At 58.8% G+C, this 16,617-nt stretch carries 13 protein-coding genes; 4 read left to right on the top strand and 9 right to left on the bottom strand.

Annotated features, from left to right (window positions below; genetic code table 11):
* The first annotated feature begins 74 nt into the window (after positions 1-74).
* From ACR3E0_RS13060 to ACR3E0_RS13050, 3 genes are all read left to right on the top strand, one after another.
* A complete protein-coding gene (locus tag ACR3E0_RS13060) occupies positions 75-3,212 on the top strand; it encodes a glycosyltransferase (RefSeq protein WP_480479249.1) in 3,138 nt (1,045 codons plus the stop codon).
* Between the two features lie 192 nt (positions 3,213-3,404).
* The gene (locus ACR3E0_RS13055; RefSeq protein ID WP_480479248.1) at positions 3,405-3,656 is read left to right on the top strand and encodes a hypothetical protein; all 252 of its coding nucleotides are present in this window, start codon (positions 3,405-3,407) and stop codon (positions 3,654-3,656) included.
* A gap of 210 nt (positions 3,657-3,866) precedes the next feature.
* Positions 3,867-4,874, top strand: coding sequence for a glycosyltransferase family 2 protein (locus ACR3E0_RS13050; protein ID WP_480479247.1), 1,008 nt, complete (start codon positions 3,867-3,869; stop codon positions 4,872-4,874).
* Here the strand turns inward: ACR3E0_RS13050 and ACR3E0_RS13045 are convergent.
* Positions 4,869-6,248 carry a glycosyltransferase family 2 protein gene (locus ACR3E0_RS13045; RefSeq protein WP_480479246.1) on the bottom strand — a complete coding sequence of 460 codons (1,380 nt, stop codon included), beginning with the start codon at positions 6,246-6,248 and terminating at the stop codon, positions 4,869-4,871. The two genes, ACR3E0_RS13050 and ACR3E0_RS13045, sit on opposite strands and share 6 nt — an antisense overlap.
* Before the next feature lie 50 nt (positions 6,249-6,298).
* Positions 6,299-7,015, bottom strand: coding sequence for a sugar transferase (locus ACR3E0_RS13040; RefSeq protein WP_480479245.1), 717 nt, complete (start codon positions 7,013-7,015; stop codon positions 6,299-6,301).
* Positions 7,016-7,563: 548 nt separating this feature from the next.
* Between ACR3E0_RS13040 and ACR3E0_RS13035 the strand changes: the two genes are divergently transcribed.
* Complete coding sequence (locus ACR3E0_RS13035) at positions 7,564-8,622, top strand: glycosyltransferase (RefSeq protein ID WP_480479244.1); 1,059 nt, start codon at positions 7,564-7,566, stop codon at positions 8,620-8,622.
* Positions 8,623-8,635: 13 nt separating this feature from the next.
* Here ACR3E0_RS13035 and ACR3E0_RS13030 read toward each other — a convergent pair whose 3' ends face one another.
* From ACR3E0_RS13030 to ACR3E0_RS13000, 7 genes are all read right to left on the bottom strand, one after another.
* Positions 8,636-9,952 carry a polysaccharide biosynthesis/export family protein gene (locus ACR3E0_RS13030; protein WP_480479243.1) on the bottom strand — a complete coding sequence of 439 codons (1,317 nt, stop codon included), beginning with the start codon at positions 9,950-9,952 and terminating at the stop codon, positions 8,636-8,638.
* Positions 9,945-12,161, bottom strand: coding sequence for an exopolysaccharide transport family protein (locus tag ACR3E0_RS13025; RefSeq protein ID WP_480479242.1), 2,217 nt, complete (start codon positions 12,159-12,161; stop codon positions 9,945-9,947). The genes ACR3E0_RS13030 and ACR3E0_RS13025 overlap by 8 nt, the downstream gene beginning before the upstream one ends.
* Positions 12,158-13,453 (bottom strand): O-antigen ligase family protein, encoded by a 1,296-nt coding sequence (locus tag ACR3E0_RS13020; protein ID WP_480479241.1) that lies wholly within the window; start codon positions 13,451-13,453, stop codon positions 12,158-12,160. The genes ACR3E0_RS13025 and ACR3E0_RS13020 overlap by 4 nt, the downstream gene beginning before the upstream one ends.
* Before the next feature lie 271 nt (positions 13,454-13,724).
* A complete protein-coding gene (locus tag ACR3E0_RS13015; RefSeq protein ID WP_480479240.1) occupies positions 13,725-14,513 on the bottom strand; it encodes a family 16 glycosylhydrolase in 789 nt (262 codons plus the stop codon).
* A gap of 421 nt (positions 14,514-14,934) precedes the next feature.
* Positions 14,935-15,966, bottom strand: coding sequence for an LLM class flavin-dependent oxidoreductase (locus ACR3E0_RS13010; protein WP_480479239.1), 1,032 nt, complete (start codon positions 15,964-15,966; stop codon positions 14,935-14,937).
* 18 nt (positions 15,967-15,984) lie between these two features.
* Positions 15,985-16,107 carry a hypothetical protein gene (locus tag ACR3E0_RS13005; protein WP_480479238.1) on the bottom strand — a complete coding sequence of 41 codons (123 nt, stop codon included), beginning with the start codon at positions 16,105-16,107 and terminating at the stop codon, positions 15,985-15,987.
* A 17-nt stretch (positions 16,108-16,124) separates the two neighbouring features.
* Positions 16,125-16,616: a flavin reductase family protein gene (locus ACR3E0_RS13000; protein WP_480479237.1), complete on the bottom strand. Its 492-nt coding sequence runs from the start codon at positions 16,614-16,616 to the stop codon at positions 16,125-16,127.
* Between the last annotated feature and the right edge of the window lies 1 nt (position 16,617).

The following is a 16,617-nucleotide window of genomic DNA, read 5'->3' as shown; positions in this document are numbered from 1 at the left end:
GTTCGACCGATGACGACGAACAGAGACTGCACCAGAACGCGCATTTCGCGCTGCACTCTAAGCGTCCCAGATCGATGAAGCGCGTCCTATACCTTGCGCATGATCTGGATGACACGGCCATTTGGCGCCGCGTGGATATGCTTCGGGCCGGCGGGGCCGAGGTGTCGATTGCAGGGTTCCGGCGTCGGTCCGGCGCGTTGCCGGAAGACGTTGTGGTGCTGGGTCAGACATACAATGCCAGGATGTCGCAACGGGTTCTGGCGGTTCTGAAGCAGCGGTTTCAATTGCGCAGGGCTTTTCCCGAAGCTCAGCCCCCGGACGCCATCCTGTGTCGCAACCTTGAGATGTTGGCGCTGGCCGTACCGCTGCGCCGCGCAATGGCCGCCGAACGCTCCGTGACACTCATCTACGAAGTGCTCGACATTCATCGTTTGATGATCGGTCGCTCCATCCGCGCCCGCGCATTGCGTTGGTTCGAACGCCGACTGTGTCGGTATGTAGACCAGACTATCGTTTCGTCGCCCGCGTTTCAGCGCGTGTACTTCGAGTCCATTCAACACATCGACAACCCGGTACTTCTGATCGAGAACAAGGTCGTCGCAACGGGCAACGCGCTTGCCTCACGCGCTGAAAACACTCCGGTCGAATTGAACAGGCCCCTGCGCATCGGTTGGTTCGGAATTCTGCGGTGCAGTTTTTCCTTGCGCAGTCTGGACAAGCTCACCCGGTCCGATCCCGGGCGCTACAGGGTCGTTCTGCGCGGTCGCCCGGCCTTGGACGCGCTGCCCGACTTCCATTCGGTTGTCGCAGACAATCCAGATCTGACCTTCGAGGGGCCTTATGCCTATCCGGACGATCTGAGCGATATCTACGGGGCAGTCGATCTGGCCTGGCTCGTCGATCAGTATGACACCGGTCGCAACTCGACATGGCTTCTTCCAAACCGCCTGTATGAAAGCGGTTTGAACCGGGTCCCTCCGATCGCGCTTGCCGGCACCGAAACTGCGCGCCGTCTGAGCGATCTGGGCCTCGGTCTGATCCTGGACAAGGCCAATCCGGAAACAGTGATCAAGGTGATGGGTAACGTGACGCCAGCAACGCTGGATTGCCTGCAACGGGCGCAATTGGCCGTACCACAAGAGGTCTGGATTGCCACGCAGCAGGACGCCTGTGCATTGGTCGATGCACTGGTCGACGGTGCCGATTGGAGCCGTTGGGAGAAACCAGACACATCGCAGGACGCCGTGCTGATTGTGGTTCCGACATGGAACGAAGCACCGCACATTGCCGGTGTCATAGACGGGCTGACAGGTTTCCTTCGTCGCCGGAGCGCTGTGTTCGCCTCGACCCGCCTCGTGGTCGCGGACGGAGGTTCAACAGACGGAACGCAGGAGATCGTAGAACGATTGATCGCGGCGCTGCCGCAGTATGACATTCGGCTCATGGACAACCCAAAGCGTCTGCAAAGCGCAGGCGTGAATGCCGCTGTTGCACAGTTTGGGGCCGAAATGGACTGGCTGATACGGATGGACGCGCATTCCGATTATCCTGAGGATTATGTGGATGTCCTGCTGAGCGAGGCCCGCCAAAGCGGGGCCGCCAGTGTCGTCGTCCCCATGACGGCCGTTGGCACCACCGCATTGCAACGGGCTATTGCATGGACACAGAACGCGCGGCTGGGGAATGGCGGGTCTGCGCACAGGGTTGGCGGACCTGGGCACTATGTAGATCATGGCCATCATGCGCTGATGCAGATCGAGGCCTTCCGGGCGGTTGGCGGCTATGACGGGTCCTTTTCACACAACGAGGACGCCGAGTTGGATTTGCGTCTGACCAAAGCGGGGTATCGAGTTTGGCTCACGGGACGCACCGGGTTGGACTACTTTCCGCGCACTTCGTTTTCAGCACTGTTTCAGCAGTATTTCAACTTTGGACGTGGCCGGGCCCGCACCATGCTGAAGCACCACCAAAGACCGCGATTGCGTCAATTGGTGATGATTTGTGTTGCTCCGATGGTCGCCATGGTTGGTCTCGCCCCGCTCTGGCCGTTCTTTGCGCTGCCTGCAGCTGTCTGGATGCTTGCCTGTGTCACTGCCAGTGGCTCACTCGCAATTGCCAAACGCGATGTTGGTGCCCTGACTACAGCGCCCATTGCTGCGATCATGCATCTGGGCTGGTCAGCCGGGTTTTGGCGGCAGGTAGTTATGCGCCTTGGCGACACCAGCTTGGCGCACGCGCCTTCAGATATCCGTAAGAAGGTCACGACACCGGTCGATCACATCGCCGTTGGCATTTGCACCTACCGGCGATCCTCGCTTCGCGACACCCTACAGACACTTGAGCGCCAGAAGTTTCCGGACACAACACGCCTCACGATCATTGTCGCCGACAACGACGACACCCCTAGCGCGCAAGAAATTGTCGACGGTTTTGCCGCTGCATCGCGTCATGAAGTGATCTACCGGTTTGCACCATCCGGGAACATCTCGATCGCCCGGAACGCAGCTTTGGACGAGGCTGAACGGCATGGCATGCGTTTTTTTGCGTTCATCGACGATGATGAACTGGCACCCCCGGATTGGCTTGCGACACTGATCGCCAGGCTGTCGACCTCACAGGCCGAGATTGTTGTCGGGCCCGTGCATGCGATCTATCCGCCCGACGCCCCACAGTGGATGCGGGACCTGCGCGTTCATGACACCAATCCCGAACTCGCGGCGGATGGTCGACCGATTGCCGGGCACAGTTGCAACGTGATCATGGATTTGGAGAGCGATGCGCTTGCAGGACGGCGTTTTGATCTCAACAGGGGCGTTTCGGGTGGCGAGGACACGGCGTTTTTCAAAGACGCAGTGGAGGAGGGGGCTCAATTGGCGTTCGCACCCTTCGCCAGTCTTGAGGAACCAGTAACACCCGCGCGTGCCACGATGTCCTGGCTGTTCAAACGCAGGTTCCGAATGGGGCAGACTCACGGCAGCCTTGCACGCCAGCATGATGCGTTTCGCGCGTATCTGCTGGTGCTTCCCCTTGCGTTTGCCAAGGTTCTCTACTGCATGGGGTTTGCCTTGCTGACCGCGCCAAGTCCGGCGCGGCGCAATGCAAGCCTGTTGCGCGGCACGCTGCATCTTGGCGCGATTGCGGCCCTGATCGGCTTTCGCGAGGTTGCGGTTTACGGCACGCTCGAAAAAAAGAGGCGCGCTACCTCCACCTGATCAACACCCTGGCCCCTCCTGCAGTTTCCGGTGTTTCCCGTATGTGTTTCGCAATCCGGGTCGGATTGTCCCACCAATCGCTGCAACTGCGACGATTATTGAGTGGTGGCTTGCAGGGGTTTTGCTGTAGGCTTCGTCAAAGGGTACGGCGCACCGAGGCTTCAATTGGGGTCTGGGTGTCAGGTGGATAGGATGCGACTACCAATATTCATTGTTGGTCTTGTTTTGGCGGTTGCCGTATCAGCCGCCATCGGTGTGGCGGCCGGGTTCAAAGCCTCTCAACTGGTTTTGTTTGTCATCGTCGTCGCCGTTGTCGTGCAAGTGGCATATGTCGTTGTGGTGGCTCTTATGGCCGCTGAACGAAGCCGCAAGACACGGAATGCAGAAGAAGATACCCCATCGGGATCCACAGCGCAGGTCTCGCAGGAAAGCGATGCCGGCTAACCGGCTATGCGCTGAAGGCATCTGCTTTGAGCGATCTTTTGCACGGTTCAGGTGAATGCCCTATTTGACGGCACGACCGGCGAATGAACGCTGACGCAGGGCCGGTGTCATCAGTTTCTCTTGGGCAAGCCTGCGGGATGCATTAGCCCTATTGATGTCTTGGGGACAATGCACCGCCTCTGTCCCGACACGCATATCGGATCTGAAACGATGCCTGCTTCTGTCACCGTCGCCATTGCAGCTTACAACGCCCAGAGCACCGTATCCCGCGCAATCCAGTCCGCACTGTCGCAGCCGGAAACAGCCGAAGTCATCGTTGTGGACGACGCCTCCGATGACGAAACCTGTGCCGTTGTCGACAGTGAATCAGACAAGGACCGGCGCGTTCGCCTCATCCGGCAGAAGGTCAATCAGGGCCCGGCGGCCGCACGGAATGCAGCGCTGGATGCCGCAGCGTCGGATTTTGTCGCCGTACTGGATTCTGACGACGTGTTTTTGCCCCGACGTCTCAGCGCGCTGCTGTCCTGCCAGAACAGCGAGATGGTTGCGGACAACATTGCCTTTGTGACACCAGAACATCTGAAGACCGTGATGTCCAAGGACTGGTCAGCCATGCCATTAGGCTTCACTCCACTGGACGCGACCGCGTTTGTATTGGGGAATCTACGAAGACGTGGGGTCGCGCGCGGGGAACTCGGATTTCTGAAACCCATTCTGTCTCGCCGTTTTCTGGACAAGCATGACTTGCGCTATGACCCCACACTGCGCCTTGGGGAAGATTACGATCTCTATGTCAGAATGCTGCTCGCCGGGGCGCGGATGAGCCTTACGCACAAACCGGGATACGCTGCCGTTGTGCGCGCTGAGTCGCTGAGCGCGAACCATGGCGCGGATGAACTGAGAAATCTGACAAACGCGATCGAGGCACATCTGGCCATGGGTGCACATCCGCCCGGGCTGTCTCGGGCGATGCAAGCGCATCTCAGGGAAGTTCGTCGCAAGCGGGATCATCGCGTGTTTCTTGATCTGCGGCGCGAGCGGGGCAATGTTGCCGCGATCCGCTACCTTTTTGGCGCCATAGACCGGGCATGGCCAGTTGTTCGTCAGGTCGGGCGTGACAAGCTCAAACTTGACGAGATGGCAGGGGATGCAGCGCCCACACACGGGGCTCGGCTGCTCTTGCAGGCAGACGGGCCCGCCTCCGCGACGCGTCTATGACATCTCGACAACCACGTCAGAGGGTATTGCGGCTGTGCGGGCGTGTTCTTCGCAAAGGGTCAGACGCCGGGACCGCCAGTTTGGAAGGTATCCCATTGCATCAAGCCCATCCAGGCCATCGGCAACAACATCAACCGGCCCCTGACTTGCGATGCCCGCAAGCTTGCGGGCCAGCGCGCGGCGCGCACTAGTATTGGATCCATCCGGTCCGGGCCGAAAATCCACGGGAACACGCAGGGCATCCGACTGCGCCGCGACCTGTCCCAACCTCTCCGGCGACGCCAGAACAACGGTAATTGCAGCGTCGCCGGGTCGCCCAGGTGCAAGCGCTTTCCTTCGGCGCAACTGATCGATCAAACTGTCGAAAAGGTCTGCAAAAAGGCGCGGTTGACGCCACAGGTGGCGAACAGACCGCACCAGATCGCGAGATTTGATTGCATCGACGAGGTGCTGATAGCGCAAGGCGCGTTCAAGCTGTGTTCGCCGTTGAGCCAGCAGGCGCGTCAGTTCCACGTCTGTGCGGCGGGCTGTTGTGACACGCTGCGTGACGTTGTCGTGTGCAGCGATGAGATCAGTCACTGCGGTGACAGACAGACGGTGCGAGACGGAACCCGGGCGCCGCCGATAGAGATAGGTCGGATCTGGCACCAACAGAATGCTGATCCCTTGCAGGAGCAGGCGGCAATACAGGTCAAAGTCCTCACCGATCCGCAGCCTTTGGTCATAGCGAAGCCGTCCCAGAACCTCGCGCCGGAATACGGGTTTCAGATATCCGAAAGAGGTTAATCCCGCGCCTGCGGTATCGCTTCGGATCAGATCACTGGCCGTGATTTTTCGTGGTTGCATATCCGGGTCGTGTGCCAGCAGCGTCCGCCCCGCTGTGACTGACGCTCCAAAACTCAGAAGATCGTCGGCTATTGCATCTGCGCCAGTACCCTCTGCGGTTGCTAGAAGACGCTGCAGGCGCTGCGGGTGGATCAGGTCGTCCGAATCCATGATCGCGATCCACGATCCCTTTGCTGCATCCAATGCAACGTTTCGTGCGCCCGCCGGTCCGATGTTGGTCTCAAGCACGATTGGGTGGATCCGAGGGTCCGATGCGGCCAGCCTTTGCAAGAGGTTCGGGCTGTCATCGGTCGACGCGTCATCGACAATGATCAATTCAAGCGCCGGATAGGATTGGTTAAGTACGGACGCGACCGCCGTTTCCAGATAGTCAGCTCCGTTGAAGTTCGACATGATGACGGACACCAAAGGGGCATTGTCCGACTGCGCAACCGGCTTGAGAGGGTTTGCTGGCTCGACACCCAGTATGGAATTGGCGTCACCGTCTTCTGATCGCGCGCTTTCTCTGCCGGTCTTTGCCGCTGTCATCATGAGCTCTGAACCCATTCACCTGTTGCAAAAAACCTGGCCGCATAAACTCACGACGTTTCCGTCGACCGCATCGCCGCAGGCAGAGTTTGTGCGAGAATGGCGATATCGAGCGTCGTGCTGGCGTTTGTGACATAGGCGCGATCATAGGCAACCCTGCGTTTGTAGGTTGTGGTGCTACGACCATTGACCTGCCACAGTCCGGTAATACCCGGCCGTGCACGCAGGTAGTACCGTCTGGACGGCCCATAGCGACGCAGTTCCTCACTGAGAATTGGACGGGGGCCGACCAGGCTCATGTCCCCGCGCAGGACGTTGTAGAGCTGCGGCAGTTCATCCAGACTGAGCTTGCGCAGCACGTGTCCGACCGGCGTAACACGGGGATCGTCGCGCAGTTTCTGGGTCTCTTCCCATTCCAGGCGTGCTTGCGGGCTTCGTTGCAGGTGCTGGCGAAGAACCTCATCACCATTCGTAGCCATGGTCCGAAACTTCAGGCAGCCGAACGCCCGTTCTCTGTAACCGATCCTGCGGTGGCGATAAAAGATCGGCCCCGGTGAGGTGCTTAAGACCAGCAGCGCAAGACCCGCCAATAGTGGCGACAACACAATCAGCATGACCGCGGCTACGGCGATGTCGAGTGACCGTTTGGTCAGTCCGCCCACCGGTGCCGCCTGCAGCGCAGGGCGGATCCAGATAACGTGACGCGTTCGTGCGACTGACGGAATCATGCCCTCGGCAGGGGCTGCCTCTGTCTCTATCGGTTTCATCACACTCCATCCTTTTGTCTTAAGTGCCTGGCGCTGTTGATCAGCGCTCATGCTGCCTAAAGTTGCAAAGACGATCACCAAAAGGCACCATCCGATGCCGGCGAAAGTGATCCATACCGGATTGTCCTCGTTAACACGTCCCTTCTTGCACCTGCACACAAGAAGGGTATGACAATCGCTGCGATTGCAAACTCGATTATGGAATCAAGCAAAGCACCGCCTATGGCTGAATGGACTTTCGCCCGATTTCCGCACATCTCCGACCAAACCCGGTGTATCTTTTGACTTCGGCTGTTCTGCATGCACGAATGGAAGGCAATTTAAGAAAACCGCATCCGGCCCGCCTGCCAACCCCATTGCAACCTGACTCGCGCAATACGAGAGTTGCTTAACTTGATAATGAACAGGATTCGCATGTTGCGACCCGAACCGACTCGGCAATGTATCGTGTTTTTTGCTCTGAGTCGCGCGGGTCGGCATTTGCCGGCTTGTCACGGTATTTGCTGTGACTTCTGCGTTGTCTCGTTCACAATGGCTCAAGACGGCTGATGCGCATTCTCTTCGGAAGCGCCCATCCCTATCTGCCGCAGATGGTTGGCGGGGCACAGACCAGCACACAGGAACTGGTCAACAGGCTGAAGGCGCGCGGGCATTCCGTAGGTGTCCTCGCCGGTTTGACCGGGGACGGCTGGCTGGGCTTGCGTGGACGGTTTGCTTTGAAGCTTTCACGGCGTGGTTATGTCTGTGACGAGGGATTGGGCTATCCGGTCTTCCGCGCCTGGTTCGCTGAAAGGGCCGCGCGTCAGGTCGTGACCGATTTCGGCGCCGATGTCGCGATTTTCCAATCCCGGTTGCCGGTACTTCTCGCGCAATCGATTGACCGGGCGGCGACGCGCACGTTTGTCTATCTGCGCAATGTCGAAACCGAGGATCTGGGAGGGTCGCTCAGGCACCTGTCCAATTGCGGTTTCATCGCAAATTCAAACTTTACCGCTGAGAGGTTTGAAGAAACGCAGGGGGTCTCGGCCAGCGTCATCCACCCCATGATCGAGGCAGAGAAATATCGAACGACAACAACATGTCAGAATGTGACTTTCATCAACCCCCATCCGAACAAGGGCGTCGATATCGCGCTGAAGGTCGCCGGGGCGTGCCCGGAAATTCCATTTGTGTTTGTCAGGGGGTGGGGTCTGTCAGCCGAACAAGAAGCGGATTTGCAGGATAACCTGCGCAAACTTCCGAATGTGACGCTTCGTCCGTCCACCAACGATATGCGAACGGTGTACAAAGATGCCCGGATTGTTCTAGCACCCAGTCAGTGGGAAGAAGCGTTTGGTCGCATCGCCGCCGAAGCACAGGTTAGTGGCATTCCGGTGATCGCATCAAAGATTGGTGGCCTGCCGGAAGCCGTCGGTCCCGGCGGCGTCCTGTTGGACCGGCACGCTCCTATAGACGTCTGGGCCAATGCGGTGCGTAGCCTTTGGCACGATGATCAGGCCTATGCCTCTGTGTCACGGGCCGCGCTGGAGCATGCAAAACGGCCCGAAATGGCACCTGAACGTCAGATTGACCGCCTGTTGGAGATTATCAGCGGCGGTGCGCCATAGTTCCAGCGACGTGTCAATTTCCCTTTGGTGCCAGGCGGTGAACCGGTATGACATCGTTGGGTGGTGGTGCGGACAGGACAACCTCCAGAACGTCCCCACCTTCGATCGGATCGTTGCGATCGACGTCAAAGGTGATGATCCCATCTGGGCCGCTCCGCGTGATCTGCAACGTTGCGGACACCAGTTTTGACAGATCCACCAGCCCATTGCCGGTCCGGTTCGATTCCGCAAACAGGGCGGCCTCGGTCTCCATTCTGACGCGCAACTCGGCTATGGCAGCCCGTTCCTCCTGCAGGCCCTGAACCCGCTCACGGTCGCGCTGATTGGTCAGGTCCAGCCTGTCGCGGCGCGTTTCGTTCAGCCGCTGCTCGGCGCTCAGCTGCGCCGTTTCTACTTCGAGCAGCCGAACCTGCTGATCGGTTACCGCCCGCTGCAGATTGCTTTCCCGCGTGACGGTCGACAGGCCGCGCTCCACAAGGCTGGCCGCGTTTTCCAGTTCCTCATTCAACAGGCTCAACTGCCGCTCGCGCAGGTCTGCCTGTTGCTGCAGTCGGGCGATCCGCTCCAGTAAAAGCGCCTCAAGGTCCTCGATCTGGGCAAGGTTCGACGCAAAAGCCGACTGTTGGGACGCCATGATCTTGCGTGCCTGGGCGATCAGTTCAGCGCCAAGAGCGGATGACTCCAACTCAGGTGGCACTTCGATTTGTTTGCCGCTCTCTTCAGCTTCCAGCCGCGCAAGACGCGCCAGGCGCCGCATCAGTTCCAGTTCAGAAATCCGGTAATTGCCAAGCGCGGTTACCGCATTGCGCTCGCCCCGAACCAAGGCCGACGAGGCTTGTTCCACACCACCGGACAGGCTCAGCACCTGCAGCACGGTCATACCCGGGACATGCGGATAGGCCCCCGGGGACCGAACATCGCCTAGAACGTAGACCGGGGCAAATTCTGAAATAGTAACAATGGCCTGAACATCGCTGCGAAGCCCCATGCGATCCTGAATGCGCCGCGAAAGGTCCGCGCCCAGTTCATCAGGGGTCATGCCCGCAGCCTGTACCCTGCCGACAAGGGGCAGACCCACCGTACCCGTGGAGCTGACGAGAAAAGAGCCGCCTATCGCGTCCCACGCGACAAAGGCTTCGTCGACAGGATCCCATCGCCCAACGCTGATTTCCAGTGTCTGTTGTGGCCCAATCTTCTGCTCGGCTAAAATCCCGGTCCCGGGCTCGGTTTGTGCAAAGGCCCCGCCCGAACTCAGCACGCTCAAAGCAAACGCAATAGCAGTACACAGACGCGCAGCGGAAAAAGCCCTGAAAAGCCAGTTTCTACGCATTGACCCTGAACTCCTCGTAGCTGCCCGGGCTTATGTATTTTCTTGCCGTGGCAAGGTTTGCATCTTCCAAGACCGTAGTGAGCAGCGCAGTGCTGAACCGAGGGTGATCAAGCAGCGCGTCGGATATAAAACCTGGCAGAACCTTGCCCCATGCAATGCGCAGGATGGTCACGTCAAAGGCCCATGCATGCGGGTCAGATTGATTCGACTGACCCAAGGGTCGCATCGCAATCACGACAAAATCGTATTTGGCACGCAGTTCATCGGCCAACTGGCTCAGATCGTTGGCGTCAAGCGTGGAGCGGTTCGGGTCCTTGAAGCTGTCGACGGCACTCTGCAAACCAACGGTTTCGATCCCGTTTGGCGTCGTATGGGGCAAGGTTGCGGGTGACGTGTCTTCATGAATCAGCAAGACCTTGCGCTCGCCCTGCCGGGATAGGCGTTTGGCCAATTCCACTGGTAACTCCTGAGGGTTGGCCAAGCCCGTCAGCAGGGGCGCCACGCCAATCAGCACACCTGAAGATTTGTGCAGATTGGCCTCGCAAGCCTGCGCCAGCCGTTCCAGAGTTCGTGTTCTTGTACCAGCCGCAGCTTTGTCGCTCAGGCTCTTCTTATCCGGCAGCAGGCCCGCACAAGTCAGGCCGGTCTCTTGCCGCAGCGCCGAGGCGGTTCGAACCGGGCTTGGGACCAGTTCCCGTCCGGCACCGATCAGCGCGCCCAGAAGGCCACCAAGCAACAGACCCGCAAACAACATCGCCTTTTTGCGGGGGCTAGACGGATCTCTTGGGATTTCCGCAGGGGAGATGATCTTGATTGAGGCTATGGGGAAATTCTGTTGCTGCATCGTGACTTCCAACCTGGCGAGGTAGTCACGATAGACCTGCGCGTAGGTTTCCGCGATCGCTTCAAGCTGTTGCAACCTGCCGCGCAGTGCTACGTTCAAATCTGACGTGTCTGTTGTGGCCGCCAGATCAGACCGCAGCGATTGTTCCCGGCCCCGCGCCATGTTGTACGCAACGCGGGCTGCTTCGGTCGCCTGTTCCAGTTCGACCCTCAGGGCATTACCCAGAACCTCAATCCGCGCGTTCAATTGTTGCGCTTGCGGATGCTCGGCGCCGAACTGGCTGACAATCCGGCGATAGTTTTGGTTGGCATCCAGATAGTCGCGCCGCAGTTCCTCATTGCCGCCTGCGACAAGACCCTCGACAAAAGGCATGGCGACGATTTCCTCGTCGTTCGTGACCCGCAGAAGAAGGGATTCGAGACTCTCCAGGTAAGCCTCCGCCTCGGCCGCAGACGCCGATGCGGTAACCAACTCGCTGGCCAGCTCGGATTGCTGTTGTTCCGTCAGCAGATCGCCACGCACCTGAATCAGATCGTTCGCGGCGCGGAATTCCTGAAGCTCAGAGGCCGCCTTGATGCTCTTGTCCTCCAGCACGTCAAGGCGCTCGCGCAGCCAAGCTTCGGCTTTGGCGGCAACCTCATTTGTCGTTGATAGCTGAAAGCTCTCATAAGCCGACCCATAGCCGCGCGCGATCAGAGCGGCACGTCTCGGATCAAAGTCGGAAAACCCGATTTCGATGACCAGACTACGGCCTGAGCGCGACACCGACAGCCGGTCGCGTAAAATCCCTGCCGCACGATCCCGATCCGTGACTTCCAGATTGAGCTCAGGGATCGCGGTTTCGGGTCTGCCGCTTGTGTCCGTGTCAGCAGAGGTGGTTTCAGGCCGGGCAGGGGGCGCAGGCGTCAAAAGCTGTGCCAGAGGTCGCGTCACCGACGAGATCAGGCGGCTCACTTTCTCTGTCGCTCCGATTGGCGGGGACAGAAAATCCGCGTCCTGCTCAAGCCCAAGCATGTCAACGACCTCGTAAGCCAGCGCCCGGGATTTGATGATCTCTATTTCGCTTTGCACCGCCGTGTCTGACCGGACGGCGTTGGGCAACGGAGACACTTCATTCAGCAACTCGGCGCGCTCTTCGTCCAGCAATACCGTCTCGACAGCCGTATACCGGGGCACCGAACCAAGGATCATTGCGACCGCGATGGCGGCTCCAATTGCGGCACATGTGATGGTCAACGGAACCTGTCGCCGAACGGCCCGGATCATCGCGCCGAGATCGACACGCGGTTCGTCCCGGTAACCGGCAAGCAGATGCGCGTTGTCTTTTGTCCAGTGTATGCGTCTTTCTTTCACAGGTTCATTCATTCCGGTACCCCTGCGGTCCAGCCCAAGGATGGGTGTCGCGTTCGCCGTGTGGGTCGCGACAGGTAAGTTGCGTGGCGGACACTGTGGTTGTGGTCGAACAAACGCAAAAGAATGAACGCCACCAGAAACGACCCGACGGTGTGGGGCGTCACAAAATCGACCTCGGCGACCGACCGCACCAGAAACAGGACGGCCAGACCCGAAAAGAACATGATCGAACCGACGCTGCCACGACCAATGGCTGCGCTGAGTGGCATGATGACCAACAGCAGGCACAGCCCCGTGACCAGTCCCAACCCGACCAAGCCGGTCCCGACATATGTCTCGATAAGCAGATTGTGGAAATGAAAGCCGGTGCGCGCCGTAATGTAAAATTCGGCCCACAGCGTTTCCGCCGCCGGACGCCCGTGCACCCAAAAGGCATTGTATCCAAGGCCGAGCACCGGCTGTTCGGCCCCGACGTCAAAGGCGACGCTCCACAAATAGGTGCGGCCAGTCAGGCTGGCATCTCTGCCAAAGGCCGCAAGCAGCGCATCGAAAGCGCCCAACTGGTAGGATGCGAGAGCAAGTGCACCCAACCCGGCAACCGCCAGCAAAACGGTGGCCCGCCGCAGCCAGGGTGCCAGAAGCAATACAAACCCGACGAACAGAATTGCAGCGAATGCCGCAATTGCCGAGAGCAGGGACGTGGCAGAATCCGACATCCACAACATCACAATTCCGGCTGCGGCCGTGGCGGCTGAAATGGGTATCAGGGCGCGCTGCGACCTGAATATCCAGACGAGCGACACGGAGAAAATGATCGCAAGCGTGGCAAAATATCCAAGTTGGTTTTTTGAGGAGAACGCGCCGTTAAAGGCAAAGTCACCGTCGATGTAATCGTAGGAATACCCGCCGTTTGCTGCCGAATAGAGAAGCACGACAAGCCCACCGACAACGCCCCCCAGCGCCAGATTCGCAACCGAGGTTATTCGTGCTGCCACCAAGCCGGCGAACACCGTAATGCCATACTGGATTGACGCCCGCAGTGTCGTGGCGGGGGCGTCGCTCCACAATGTGGACAGTGCAAAGTAAAGCGGGATCACCAGCAGAAAAACGACGGGCCAGGGACGGCCCAGCAGGATGCGGGGCGCCAGCACAAAGGGAAACAGCCAGCAGCCATAAAAGGCGAGAATGGAAAGGGGTCCAAAATTCTGTGAATAGGCAAAAACAACCATCGATAGCGCCACGGCCGGGACAACATAGGCGGTGTTCCGTTCAGGATCGATGATTGAGGCCAGTGCAATGTTCATCCAGTTTTGGCCTGTGGGTTGGTTTCATCCGGCATCGCGGTGATCGGGAGTGGCCATAGCCAGATTCGTTTGGGCGACCACAGAAAGGGAAAGCTGTCCTTGACCCACGGGCGGCGCAACCCTGAGGCGAGGCCTCCTGTCACTTGACGTTCAGGGTCCTTCGAAAACAAGCAAAACCTGTGCGATGCAGGGCAAGCCGCAGAGCGGTGACAGAAAATTAGGCATACAGGTGGCATGTGTAGCAAGAACAGCTCAATGCGCGTGGGCTCCTTCATGACGGTGCATCAACCCCGTCTGCACACAAGACGGACTGCTCAAACGCGCACCCGGTCCCTAACGCGGTAAACGCAGCCCAGTCGATTTCCAGAACCTGCGGGGCAGAACTCGGGTCGAACGCGCCCATCCAGTCGATCAGCGTATCGGTCGACCACAGGCTCAGATACATCTTTTGCGGCTCGTTCGGCAGATCGCCGTCGCGCACATCGCGGATCAGCTCCCCATCGATGTACCAACGTATCCGGCCCGGCTCCCAGATAAAGGCATAGTCGTGAAACGCCGCATCGTCCGGCATCGGCAGCAAGTCGGTATTGTTGCTGCTGCCGCGAAAATGAAAATTGGTCTGGAGTGTTGGCCCGTGCGGGGCAATGAACTCAAAATCGATTTCATTGTGTGGCCGATCCTGCGGCGCACCGATAAAGGTGAACATGTTGGCATTCATGCCGCGCGCATAGGGTACTTTCATACGGGCTTCGAAGGTTCCGTATCCGAAGCGCGCATTCGTTTGAACTTCACCGCAACTGAGGTCACGATCCTGTTTTGGGTGATCCGTCAGGGACAGCAACAGCGTGCCATCCTCAACCTGCACTCGGTTTCGGTGCCAGAGACAGCTTTGGTGATCGCCATTGGCCCACCCGCTGGAGACAAACCAGCGGCTTTGATCCAGCGTGTCAAACGGGTCAAAAAACGAGTTACCTTCCTGTGATTCCGCAACTGACGCGGCACCAATTCCTGAAATCACGACAGCTACGGAAACACAGGCGGCTATGCGATGGGGGGTCATGCCGGCCACTCCTTTTGAGAAGAATGATTCGTCGGCAACAAGGCTAGGTCCTCGCGGGAAGACACACCAATGACATCCAACTTACACGCGATGATCCGCCGAAGCGGCTCGCGCAATTGGAGAAACAACGCTCATGCGGTGATACGCCTGCTGTCGCGGGCATGGTCTGTTCGACGGCACAACCCGATGTGCAACCGCGTATTTGATGTGTCGGACCACGGTGCCAGGGCCGGGCGGAGGGCCTTTCTTGCCGGGCCGCTGCCCGCTGGCGAAAAATTGCGCCTGCCCGCCCCGGTGGTCGTCGCAAGTAATCGCGGCGATCACCTCGGTTGGCGGCTCAACGGTTTCCCGCCTTGTTCATAGGTGGTTTGCATATGTAGCAAGGTCCGCCGAGTCTCGGGTGTCTTGAATATGGGCAGCATCACGCGAACTCTGGCATAACTTCGTTGATAAACAGGTTCATGGACTGTTTTTGCACGTCCAGATCGAGACCCATTGAGGCGTAATAGATGAAGGCGTCGACGCCCAAGGCTTCGTAAGCCTTTAGTTTCGCAATGACCTGGTCCGGTGATCCCAGCATCAGGTTTTCTTCCAGCATGTCCGGGTCGACTCGCACATTGCCGTCCAACTCTTCCAGCGGAACACGCTCGGGGAACCCATTCAGGACATCACCCTTTTTCATCATCAGGTTGCCGAATTGACCGAGTACATTGCGAACTGCTTCGATGGACTTTGCACGGTCATCCTCGGTGTCGTAGACCGCCGTATGACGCATCAGCGCTAAGGTTCCGTTCCAACCGCCTGCTTTTGCGATGCTTTCGTCCAATTGAGATTTGTATTTCTCGGCCTCTGCCATCGGCATCGTCAGCGGCCAGCACATCACGTTGCAGTCATTGGCGACCGCGTAGTCAAAGGTGATGGGCGAGCGTGCTGCAACCCACATCGGCACCATCTCCTGCACCGGTTTGGGGCAGGCGGTCGCCTTGGGGAACTGCCACTTGTCACCGTTGTGTTCCACGTCACCTCTCCAGAGGTCGCGCACCAGCGGCAGCATTTCCTGCATGAACTTGTAGCTGTCTTTCTGATCCAGCCCGGGATGCATCCTGTCGAACTCGCGCTGATATGCCCCGGACCCAAGGCCCAACTCCAGCCGTCCGTCCGACAGCAGATCGACCATGGCCGCCTCACCGGCCAGGTTGATCGGATGCCAGTAGGCGGCGTTGGCGACCCCGCATCCCAGCCGGATGTTTTCGGTGTGATCGGCCCACCAGGTCAGGATCTGAAACGGGTTCGGCGCGATGGTCATTTCCAGCGCGTGGTGCTCGGCAGCCCAGGCGATTTCAAACCCGGCCTGATCCGCCATCTTCACCATGTCAATCGTGTGATCGCGAACGGCCTTTATGCAGGTCGACGGGTCCATACGCTCCAGATTGATGGCCAAATGAAACTTCATACTGTCACCTTGTTTGTCTCAGTGCGGCGTGAATGGGTTGGGGACCGGGTCATCGGACAGGTTCATCCAGACGGTTTTGGCGCGGGTGTAGTCATAAACCGCGTGCATCCCGGCCTCCACCCATGCGTTATCGATCAGCATTTTCTAGATTTCGGTGGTCAACGCGGCACCTCTTGCATGGCAATGGGCCGGTACTGACCCGCCAGGTAGGTGAGGGGTGTTTCATACCCCAGCGTAACCTCTGTCACGCGCCCAAAACAGATCAGGTGGCTGCCTTCCTGCGTTGTTCGGGTCACGGTGCAGTTTAGGGCCGTGGCGCTGGGCAGCATCGGAACCGGGCCGCTGACATCTATCCCGTCAAACCGGTTTGCAACACTGGCGTCATGCTTGCCGGCAAATCGATCCGCGATGGCCGATGCGCCCTGAGGCAGAACATTCACGCAAAATACACCATTTTTGGCAACAAAATGCGCGATCCGGGATGCGGCGTGTAAGCAGACAAGAACGCTGGGTGGATCGGCTGACACCGAACAGAACGCGGATACCGTTGCACCGTACCGGCCCGCCTGCCCATCGGTTGTGACCACGCTGACGCTGCTGGCCACGTTGCGCATCGCCGCGATGAAACTCTCCCGTTCAACCTGGATCATG

This window comes from Ruegeria sp. AJ12 (assembly GCF_056536245.1).
The sequence above is the reverse complement of the archived record's forward strand: the minus strand, read 5'-3'. Positions and strand labels throughout refer to the sequence as shown.

Bases quoted from the DNA above. Each gene is read 5' to 3' on its own strand.
- ACR3E0_RS13040 (WP_480479245.1), bottom strand. From the start codon at position 7,015: ATGAAACCGATAGAGACAGAGGCAGCCCCTGCCGAGGGCATGATTCCG.
- ACR3E0_RS13060 (WP_480479249.1), top strand. From the start codon at position 75: ATGAAGCGCGTCCTATACCTTGCGCATGATCTGGATGACACGGCCATT.
- ACR3E0_RS13000 (WP_480479237.1), bottom strand. From the start codon at position 16,616: ATGATCCAGGTTGAACGGGAGAGTTTCATCGCGGCGATGCGCAACGTG.
- ACR3E0_RS13030 (WP_480479243.1), bottom strand. From the start codon at position 9,952: ATGCGTAGAAACTGGCTTTTCAGGGCTTTTTCCGCTGCGCGTCTGTGT.
- ACR3E0_RS13005 (WP_480479238.1), bottom strand. From the start codon at position 16,107: ATGCTGATCGATAACGCATGGGTGGAGGCCGGGATGCACGCGGTTTAT.
- ACR3E0_RS13045 (WP_480479246.1), bottom strand. From the start codon at position 6,248: ATGACAGCGGCAAAGACCGGCAGAGAAAGCGCGCGATCAGAAGACGGT.
- ACR3E0_RS13035 (WP_480479244.1), top strand. From the start codon at position 7,564: ATGCGCATTCTCTTCGGAAGCGCCCATCCCTATCTGCCGCAGATGGTT.
- ACR3E0_RS13050 (WP_480479247.1), top strand. From the start codon at position 3,867: ATGCCTGCTTCTGTCACCGTCGCCATTGCAGCTTACAACGCCCAGAGC.
- ACR3E0_RS13025 (WP_480479242.1), bottom strand. From the start codon at position 12,161: ATGAATGAACCTGTGAAAGAAAGACGCATACACTGGACAAAAGACAAC.
- ACR3E0_RS13020 (WP_480479241.1), bottom strand. From the start codon at position 13,453: ATGAACATTGCACTGGCCTCAATCATCGATCCTGAACGGAACACCGCC.
- ACR3E0_RS13055 (WP_480479248.1), top strand. From the start codon at position 3,405: ATGCGACTACCAATATTCATTGTTGGTCTTGTTTTGGCGGTTGCCGTA.
- ACR3E0_RS13015 (WP_480479240.1), bottom strand. From the start codon at position 14,513: ATGACCCCCCATCGCATAGCCGCCTGTGTTTCCGTAGCTGTCGTGATT.
- ACR3E0_RS13010 (WP_480479239.1), bottom strand. From the start codon at position 15,966: ATGAAGTTTCATTTGGCCATCAATCTGGAGCGTATGGACCCGTCGACC.